Source organism: Thermoanaerobaculia bacterium, assembly GCA_018057705.1.
Taxonomy (GTDB): Bacteria; Acidobacteriota; Thermoanaerobaculia; order Multivoradales; family JAGPDF01; genus JAGPDF01.
The window spans coordinates 1-7,482 of record JAGPDF010000123.1 but is presented as its reverse complement, the minus strand read 5'-3'; the positions used below and the strand labels follow the sequence as shown (position 1 = coordinate 7,482).

Annotated in this window: 4 protein-coding genes; 1 reads left to right on the top strand and 3 read right to left on the bottom strand. The window is 69.7% G+C overall.

The genetic code is table 11. The features are described 5' to 3' along the window. Positions 1–169: 169 nt before the first annotated feature. The 3 genes from KBI44_20600 to KBI44_20590 all read right to left on the bottom strand — a co-directional run bounded on the left by KBI44_20600 (position 170) and on the right by KBI44_20590 (position 7,002). The gene (locus KBI44_20600) at positions 170–5,050 is read right to left on the bottom strand and encodes a PAS domain S-box protein (protein ID MBP9146883.1); all 4,881 of its coding nucleotides are present in this window, start codon (positions 5,048–5,050) and stop codon (positions 170–172) included. 230 nt (positions 5,051–5,280) lie between these two features. After that, positions 5,281–6,522: an EAL domain-containing response regulator gene (locus tag KBI44_20595; protein ID MBP9146882.1), complete on the bottom strand. Its 1,242-nt coding sequence runs from the start codon at positions 6,520–6,522 to the stop codon at positions 5,281–5,283. A 96-nt stretch (positions 6,523–6,618) separates the two neighbouring features. Next, positions 6,619–7,002, bottom strand: coding sequence for a VanZ family protein (locus KBI44_20590; GenBank protein ID MBP9146881.1), 384 nt, complete (start codon positions 7,000–7,002; stop codon positions 6,619–6,621). 40 nt (positions 7,003–7,042) lie between these two features. Between KBI44_20590 and KBI44_20585 the strand changes: the two genes are divergently transcribed. Beyond that, on the top strand, positions 7,043–7,482 hold a 440-nt coding region (locus KBI44_20585; protein ID MBP9146880.1), incomplete at its 3' end, for a hypothetical protein.

The window sequence follows — 7,482 nt, the reverse complement described above, 5'->3', positions numbered from 1 at the left end:
TCGCACTCGGCGCAGATCGTCCTCGAGACCTGCAGCCGCGCGCTCTGGCTCGACCGCGGGCACCTGGTCGCCGACGGCAGGCCCGACGAAGTCGTCGCCGCCTACGACCAGAGCACCTACGCGACCGTCGGCTGAAAACCGCAGCGGCTCACGATCGCCGCCCGGCGCCTCAGGACGACGTGCCGCTCGCGGTCGTGCGGTCGAGCGCCTTGCGCACCGCCTGCACCAGTCCTTTGCCGCTGAACGGCTTCTCGAGCAGCGCGATACCGTCCGCGAGCATGCCGTGCTGGGCGATCGCGCCGTCGGTGTAACCCGACATGAAGAGCACCGGCAGGCCGGGTCGTAACGCCACCAGCCGCCCGGCGAGCTCGCCGCCCCCCAGTTTCGGCATCACGACGTCGGTGAGCAGCAGGTCGATCGGCGCCGCGTGCGTCCCGGCGAGGGCCAGCGCCTCTTCGCCGTCACCCGCCAGCAACACGGTGTAGCCGGCCGCCTCGAGCTGCCGCCGGGTCACGTCGCGCAGCGCCGGATTGTCCTCGACCAGCAGAACGGTCTCGTGGCCCCCATGCGACAAGGCGGGCGACATGGCGGGCGGCATGGCGGGCGGCACGCCCGGACGGTTGCCGTGGGGTGGCTCGTCGATCCGCGGCAGGTAGATCTGGAACGTCGTGCCGAGGCCCGGCTCGCTGTCGACCCAGATGTAGCCGCCACTCTGCTTGACGATGCCGTAGACCGTCGCGAGACCCAGCCCGGTGCCCTGACCCGGTGGCTTGGTGGTGAAGAACGGCTCGAAGATCCGCCGCTGGGTCTCGGCGTCCATGCCCACTCCTGTATCCGACACGGCGAGCCTCACGTAGCGTCCCGGCACCATCGCCGGACGGTCGGGCGCCGGGGTCTCCTCGGCCAGCTCGATATCGGCGGTCTCGATCGTCAGCGTGCCCCCTTCGGGCATCGCATCGCGCGCGTTGATGGCGAGATTGAGCAGGATCTGATCGATCTGCCCGGGATCGGCGAGCACCGTCCCGAGCGTCGGCGCCGGGCGAACGACGAGCGCGATGTCCTCGCCGATCACCCGGTCCAGCATCCGGTGCGCGTTGGCGACCAGCTCGTTCAAGTCGAGCCGCCGGGGCTGCAGGATCTGCTTGCGGCTGAAGGCCTGCAGCTGGCGGGTGAGGGTCGCCGCCCGCTCCGCCGCCTGCACCATCTCCGTCACGTACTCGGCGACCGGCGTCCCCGGCTCGACCTCGGACCGCACCAGCTCGCCGTAGCCCAGGATCACTCCCGTGATGTTGTTGAAGTCGTGCGCCACGCCGCCCGCCAGCCGCCCGATCGCCTCGATCTTCTGCGACTGACGCAGCTCCATCTCCAGATTCTTCCGCTCGGTGATGTCGAGCAGCGTGCCCTCGATCACTTCGCTGGTCAGCGAATCCCCGCCGTCGAAGAGGTGGGCGTTTTCCAGCAACCACACCGTGCCTCCGTCCTGTCGCCGCCCTTCGAACTCGCGGTTCACCATGACGCCGGTGGATCGCAACCGCGAGAGGAAGTCGGCGCGGTCCGCAGGTGTCGGGTAGAGAGTGCTGGCGGTTCCGAGCAGGGCTTCGGCTCGCGAAGCGAAGCCGAAGATGCGGGCAAAGGCCTCGTTGCATTCGAGGATGCGGCCATCGAGTGTAGTGCGATAGACCCCCGCGAGGCTGCGGTCGAAAAGCGCCCGATAGCGCTTCTCCGAGAGTCGAAGCGCCGCCTCGTCACGCTTGCGCTCGGTGACGTCCTCGAAAATGCTGTGGAGCGCATTGCGCTCGCCGAGTTGCACTCTCCTCGTCCAGACGTGGACGTTTCTGATCTCGCCGTCCTTGGTCCGGTGCAGAGTCTCGAAATCGTCGGAACCTTCGGCCAGCACCTTCTCGATGTGCCGGCGGGTTTCCTCCGGTGTCTCCTGGGCCTCGTAGTCGGAGATTTCCAGGGCGGCAAACTCCTCGAGAGAGTAGCCGAGCTGCGAATGTGCGGCTTCATTCGCCTCGAGGGTCTGGAGTGTTTCGGTGTCGATCAGCAAGACGCCGTCCGGCGACTGTTCGAACAGGCCGCGATAGCGCGCCTCGGCGCTCTGAAGCTCTTGCTCCACTTGCTTTCGCCGGCTGACGTCCTGGCTGATGGCGATGAAGTGGGTCACCCTCTCCGCGGCGCCACGGACGGGGGCGATGGTCAGCTCCTGGGTGTAGAGGTTGCCGTCCTTGCGCCGGTTCACGAGCTCGCCGCGCCAGCTCCGGCCGGCGCGAATCGTGGCCCAGAGCTCCTGGTACAGGGCCGGCTCCTGGCGCCCCGACTTGAGCATCCGGGGATTGCCGCCCAGCGCCTCCTCGGATGTATAGCCGGTGATCTCCGTGAAGGCGGGGTTCACGTATTCGATCCGGCCCTCGGCGTCCGTGATGGTCACCGCCACCGGTGACTGCTCGATCGCCGTAGCCAGTCGGTGTCGCGTCTCCTCGAGCTGGCGCATCTCCATCGCGAACGCGAGGTCCGTCGCCAGCTCGTCGAGCAGTTGCAACTCCTTCGCGTCGAAAAAGCCCGGCTCGCCGGCGTAGAGACTGAAGGCTCCGAGAGGTTTGCCAGAAACGATCAGCGGAAACGCCGCCGAAGCACGGTAGCCGAGCTTCAGAGCATCATCCCGCCAGGGGGCCATGAGCGGGTCATGCTCGATATCGTTGCAGACCGAGTGCACTCCCTCGCGCAGGGCGCTCGCCGTCGGTCCCAGCGCGCGTGGATCGTCGCCGCTGCCGAGGGGGATCTGCAATCTCTCGAGATAGCCGTCCGTCACCCCGGCGTGCGCCACGGGGCGAAGGCGCTTCGCGGTCGCGTCCACCAGACCGATCCAGGCCATCCGGAAGCCGCCCGTCTCGACCGCTATGCGGCAGGCCTCGGCGAACAGCTCCTGGGGCGCGCGCACGCGTACGATCGCCTGGTTGACCTCGCTCAGCAAGGCGTAGACGCGGTTCAACTGTTGGATGTGGCGTTCGGCGCGCCGGCGCACGGTGATGTCGTCGATCACCGCGAGGAAGGCCCCTGTCGCGCCCGAATCGACGAGCTGCAAGTGGACTTCGACGGGATAATCGGAGCCGTCCTTTCGCCGGTGCGTGCCTTCGAACGTGATTTTGGGCCGCTCGGGCGCGCGCAATGGCGCGAGCAGGGCGCGGAAGGTCCCGATCGTGAACTCCGGCTCGAGATCGACCGGCGTGAGGCCGGCGAGCTCCTCTGGAGTGTAACCGAGGTTCTCGCAGGCGCCGCGATTGACGAAACGGAACTTCAGCGTCTCGGGGTCGAAGACATAGACCTCGTTCAGGCTCCGCGCGACCACGTCATGCAGCCAGGCGCTCTCGCGGTCCGCCTCGAAGCGCCCGCGCAGCTCGCGCACGCGGATCTCCCGCCAGACGACTCCCAACCCCGCCACCGCGGCCGCCAGCAGGGCCAGGACCAGCACGATCATCTCCCGTAGCTGCTCGCGAAGCGGCTCGTTGGCCTCCTCGGCGTCGATGCGCGCCACCAGCGTCCACGGCGAGTCGGGGATCGGCCGAACTGCAGCGAGCACCTGAACACCGCGGTCGTCCCGCCCTTCGACGATTCCCTCCTCACCCAGGACGGCCTCGACGTCGATGGCGTCCGGGTTCGCCAGCGGAAGGCGCTGCCTCGACGCCGGGGTCGCGCCGGCCGCGAGCTCGTCGGGAAAGAGCCCTTCGATGCCGCCCTGACGGATGAGCAGTGTCGCGGCCGACCGGGAAGGCGTCGGCCAACGCTGGAGGAGCGGAAAGAGGTACTGCTCGGGATCGATCGTGAGCACGACGATGCCCAGAGCCAGGCCCTGCACGTCGCGGATCGGGACGAGCAGGCTGAGGTAGATCCGCCCATCGCGCTCGTCGCGGTAGAAGTCCTCGAAAGTCACTCCCGTCGTCCGCAGAATCTCGGGCGCCCGCCGGGCGATGACGGCGGCGACGGCGTGTCGCCCCGCCGGAACGACCAGCCGCTCGCGGCCCTGGGAGTCGAGCAGGGAGACCTGATCGTAGAAGTAGCTGGACTGCACCTTCGTCAGCCAGGTCCGCAGCGGTTCTGTCGCCCCCCCAGCCTGCGCGTCGTCGAGCAGGCTACGAAACTGCGCGAAAAAAACAGGATTGCCGAGCAGAATGGAGGCGTCTCCCAGGCGCTCCGCCCGCCACTGCGCGAGCTCGCTCGCCTTGAGCTCGACGGCGACCGCGAGCTGCTGCTCCACCACCGCGCGATCGCGCTCGGCCTCCGCCCGGAAGAACCGGCCGCCCAGGGCGATGATGCCCGCGGCGAGCACGACGACGATGACCACGAGCGCCCGCGGCACACCCTGGCGCGGCACTGCCGTCGTCGACGCCGGGGGACGGACGGCCCGACCGGCGAGCGCCACCAGCGCCATACCGAGAGCCGTGAGGGCGAGGCTGGTCGTCGCCGCGGGCGGGATGAAGGATCCGCCATACAGAAGGGGGCTGCCGAAGAGATAGGCGAGGACGAGCAGGAGGCTCGTGGCGAGCACGAGACCGGCGGTCCAGCGGGCCGCTCGGCCGGTCCAGGCGCCGGGTCCGCCCGGCCGCGGCGACGCGGCAGACGCCAGAGAGCCGAGATACGACAGGCTCGCCAGGAGAAAGCAGCTCGCCACCACCGGCGACATGTGGCCGATGGGGGCTTTGCCGAGCGCGCCGCGCTCGGCAAAGCCGAGGAGCTCGGCGGCCGGAAGGATGCCGAGAAACGACAGGACCAGGAGCCCCGCCGCGACCAGCGCCCCGGCGGCAACCAGGCCTCCGCCGAGGCCGCGCGCGCCGCGGCCGAGCGGTCGCCGTGCCGAGAGGAGCACGGCTGCCCCGTAGAGGACGAAGAGCACCGCCGTGCTCGGCGCCATCGGGATCCTGCCCTCTCCGAACGTCGCCAGGAACGGCAGCTCCAAGGCCCAGCCAAAAAGCGCGAGGCACCCGAAGCCCGCCGCGATGGCTCCGCAGACGCGGGCCGTTCCGAGCTCGAAGCTATCCTGCCGCACGGCCATCGAGCGCCTCTCGCACCGCGCATTTCCCCTACGCGGCGGGGAACGACCTCCTCACGAGACCCGGAGGAAAGGGCGAATCGCCCCTGTCGCACACAGCACCGAGGTCGCGGGCTGAAGGCAGTCTACTCCTCCGCTCGCCCGAGGGCGGAGATTGCATGGGGGCAGGAGAACGCAGGCGAGAGCGAAGATCGAGCGGCGGCAGCCGGCGATCGGCGGCGGGCGATTGGGGTTCAGGGCGACGAAGGGTGGAGGAGCGCCGTGCGCCGCTCGGTCCAGCCGCCGATCCAGCCCAGGAAGTCGTGGGCTTCGAGACCGCGGGAAAACAGAAACCCCTGGCCCGTCTGACAGCCGGCGGCGCGCAGCCACTCGAGCGTCGGCAGGTCCTCGATCCCCTCGCCTACGACCCGCAGATCGAGCCGGCGCGCCAGCTCGATCGTCGAACGCGCGATCGCTTCCGCTTCGGGCCGCCGCAGCAGATCGGCGATGAAGGCGCGCTCGATCTTCAGCTCGGTGAACGGAAACTGATCGAGCCGCTCGAGGGAAGAGGTGCCGGTGCCGAAGTCGTCGATCGACAGCTCGACTCCGCGCAGGCGCAATCGGCTGAGAACCTCGAGCACCCGCGTGCGGTCGGCGCTCATCACCGTTTCGGTCACCTCGACGACGAGGCGATGGGGGGAGACTCCGTGCGCGGGCATCAGCGCGGCGAGCCGAGCCGCGAGGTCGAACTCGATCAGCGCTGCCGCCGCCACGTTGACCGAGATCGCCAGGGGCCTCCCCTCCCAGACATACTCGGGCCGGCCGGCGAACTCGAGCGCGAGAGCGAAGATCCGCTCGGTCATCTCGACCGCGAGGCCGGAGCTCTCGGCGAGCGGCACGAAGTGCACCGGCGGCACGATGCCGTGGACCGGGTGGCGCCAACGCACGAGGGCTTCGGCGCCCAGCGGCGAAAGTGTCGCGAGGTCGAGGATCGGCTGAAAGACGACGAAGAGCTCGCCGCTCCGGATCGCCTGGCGCAACTCGTCGGCCGTAACCCGGGGCGGCGCCGGCAGACCGGCCTGGGCCGTCGCCGGCTTCGGCGCACCGGCCGCGACCGTCCGCGCGAGCTCGTCGAACATGGCGCGCAGCTCCGCCACGGAGACCGGCTTCGCGAGCGGTTCGCCCATCGACAGGCCGAAGTCGCGACCGAGCTGGGCAGCCGAGCGCAGAATCCTCGGATCGGTGCCGCTGAAGACGCGAATCTGCGCCGCACAGCGCCGTGAGGCGAGCTCGCGGAGCACCTCGAGGCCGTCGGCGTCGGGCATGTTCAGGTCGAGCAGCACCAGCGTCGGCTCGGGGTCGAGCGCCAGCCACGCCTCGCGCGCGCTCAACGCGACGCGGGCTGCGAAACCGCACTTCTCCGCGACGGTCGCGACCAGCCGGCCCAACTGCGCATCGTCGTCCACGATGAGCACGGAAGGGCCGGCGGGATTCACTCTCGACCTCTCATCATGTGGGCACTTCGCCTGCATTCTGGGAGAAATCGGTGGGCACGGCAAGTTCCTGGGGTGGCGAGCCGACCGACCCCCAAGTCACGCCGGGACCTTCGGAGGTCGCACCCAGCGCAGGAGTCCCACCGCGACGGCGGCCCCGAGGGCCCCCGCCGCCATGTCCAGGAGCTCGGCGTCGCGCGCCGTGAAGAGCCCCTGAACGATCTCGAGCAGCCCGCCGTAAGCAGCAGCCGCCACGACGACCGCGACACCGGGTGACGGCACGCCCGCCACCGCGAGCGAACGCCGCCAGGGCACGGCGGCCACCAGGAACAGGCCGAAATGCACCAGTTTGTCGATCGGGAAGGTCATCCCCTGGGTGGCGGTCTCGAGCGTCACCGGCACCGGCTCGATGAGCGCGAAGGCGATCGCGATCGCGAAGGCGAGCGACACGAGATGAAGGACGAAGTGCCGCGGCAGAGGCATGACCGGTGCAATCTATCGCGCCCCGGCTAGACTTGCTGTCATGGCGCCCCATCCCGCCCAGACGATCGTTCTCCATCTCGATCGCGAGAGCGCCAGCCACGGCTTCGAGCAGCGGCTCGCCGGCGAGAACGTCTGGAGCGATCTGCCTCTCACCCACGACGCGGCCCCCGCCGAGCTGGGGCGGCGCCTTCGCCCGCCGCGCGACCAGAGCTTCTCGCCGATCTACGACGGTCCCGGCCTCCTGGCCGGCGGCGTCGAGCGCATCCGTTCGGAGCGCGGCGATGCCGGCGGCTACCGCGTCACCCACGAAGACGGCGAGTGCTTCCTCGTCGAGGCCGGCGGCGGCACGATCCGCCGCCTCTCGACCGCCACCGAACCGTTCGCCTTCACCCACATCACCCGGGCGCTCGGCGCGCCCCTCGCACTGGCGCTGGCGCTACGCGACATCTACCTCCTGCACGCGAGCGCCATCGCGCTCGG